Below are 1,723 nucleotides of genomic sequence, written 5' to 3'. Positions count from 1 at the left end.
GAAGCGCTCGGCACCGATCTTGGTCAGTGCGGCGGTCAGCGTGGTCTTGCCGTGATCGACGTGACCGATGGTGCCGACGTTGACGTGCGGCTTGGTGCGCTCGAACTTACCCTTGGCCATGGCTGCTTATCTCGAATTCGTCTGGTGTGGTGCTGAAGATGGTGCTCACAAAAGGAATCGAACCTTCGACCTCTTCCTTACCAAGGAAGTGCTCTACCGACTGAGCTATGTGAGCGAGTTTTGCATTATGGCATGAACTCGATAATATTCAAAGTTCACTCAATGGAGCGGGAGACGGGGATCGAACCCGCACCATCAGCTTGGAAGGCTGAGGTTCTACCATTGAACTACTCCCGCACCGGGAATGTGCCACAACGTGAAGCTGGTGGAGGGAGGTGGATTCGAACCACCGAAGGCGTAAGCCAGCAGATTTACAGTCTGCCCCCGTTGGCCGCTTGGGTATCCCTCCTTTTACCACCCCGTCCCGTGCCGCCGAAGCGTTGCGGTGTGTGGTGGTGAGCCCGCAATTCTGGAGATGAAGCGGGGGTCTGTCAACGCTTTTTTTCACTTTTTTTCACACGCGTCGCAAACCCCTTGATACGCAAGGGTCTGCTCAGGGCAGTGCGATTGTCTCGTCGGCAAAGATGGCCACGTGGGCAACGCCATCGGCCCCGATCCAGCCCCGATACATGCCCTGGGTGTTGAACGGCGCTGCGGCTTTTCCGTCTGCGGAGAGCACGATTGCGCCGCCGTCGCCGCCCATCTGCGGAATCGCGTCGTTGATCACGCCCTTGCCCGCCTGTTCCGGCGATTGACCGAGGTAACGCATGCGCGCGCAGATCTCATGGGCGGCGGCGGTGCGGATGTAGTACTCGCCCCAACCGGTACCCGATACCGCACAACGCGCATCGGCCCAGGTGCCGGCACCGATGATCGGCGAATCACCGACACGTCCGTAGCGCTTGTTGGTCATGCCGCCGGTGGAAGTGCCTGCAGCAAGATGCCCCTGTGCATCCAGGGCGACCGCACCGACCGTGCCGAAGTGCTTTGCGGTTTCCAGGTCGGCATGTGCCTGCCCGCTCGCTTCTTCCTTCAATGCACGCTGCAGCTGCTGCCAGCGCTTGTCGGTGCGGAAGTAGGAGGGGTCGACCAGGGTCACGCCCTGCTCGGTGGCGAAGGCTTCGGCGCCCTGCCCCACCATCATCACGTGCCTGGACTTCTGCATCACCGTCTGCGCGAGGAGGATCGGGTTGCGCACGCGCTGCACGCCGGCCACTGCGCCGGCTGCCTGGGTGGCCCCGTCCATGACCGCCGCGTCCAGTTCATTGCGGCCCTCGTGGGTGAATACCGCGCCCTTGCCCGCGTTGAAGGTCGGATCATCCTCGAGCACGGTGATGGCCGCGGTGACCGCCGCCAATGCCGGACGCCCGGCTGCCAGTTCGGCATGGCCCTTCAGCAATGCCGCCTTCAGCGCAGCGCGCGCGGCCTGTTCTTCCGCCGCGGAGAGATCCTTGCGCTCCACGCCGGCACCGCCGTGGATGACCAGCAGCGGTGAGGCAGCGGGTGCGGCCTGGGCCAGCAGTGGCAGGGACAACAGCGCGGACAGCGCCAGGCGCAGTTTCATGGAAGCAGATCTCCAGCAGGAAAGGGATTGGATTGCACGGTAGCGCCGGGCCATGCCCGGCGGAAGGCACCGCGCGGCGGCATCCGCCGGGCATGGCCC

Annotated in this window: 2 protein-coding genes and 3 tRNA genes; all 5 read right to left on the bottom strand. The window is 63.6% G+C overall.

Going from position 1 to position 1,723, the window contains the following annotated elements; genetic code table 11:
- Positions 1-120, bottom strand: a 120-nt coding sequence (locus ACFX4F_RS20545; RefSeq protein WP_049419246.1) for a GTP-binding protein, incomplete at its 3' end; no start/stop codon positions are given.
- Between the two features lie 39 nt (positions 121-159).
- A tRNA-Thr gene (locus tag ACFX4F_RS20540) sits at positions 160-235 on the bottom strand.
- 48 nt (positions 236-283) lie between these two features.
- Positions 284-357, bottom strand: a tRNA-Gly gene (locus ACFX4F_RS20535).
- A gap of 26 nt (positions 358-383) precedes the next feature.
- Positions 384-469, bottom strand: a tRNA-Tyr gene (locus ACFX4F_RS20530).
- Positions 470-613: 144 nt separating this feature from the next.
- Entirely contained in the window at positions 614-1,624 is a 1,011-nt protein-coding gene (locus ACFX4F_RS20525; protein ID WP_380658200.1) for an isoaspartyl peptidase/L-asparaginase family protein, read from the bottom strand.
- Positions 1,625-1,723: the final 99 nt, after the last annotated feature.

Source organism: Stenotrophomonas sp. YIM B13575 (assembly GCF_042787595.1).
Classification (GTDB): Bacteria; Pseudomonadota; Gammaproteobacteria; order Xanthomonadales; family Xanthomonadaceae; genus Stenotrophomonas; species Stenotrophomonas lactitubi_B.
This window is presented reverse-complemented; position numbering and strand designations above follow the sequence as displayed.

What these genes read in the sequence shown, in the direction of transcription:
- ACFX4F_RS20525 (WP_380658200.1), bottom strand. Translation starts at nt 1,624, where the DNA reads ATGAAACTGCGCCTGGCGCTGTCCGCGCTGTTGTCCCTGCCACTGCTG.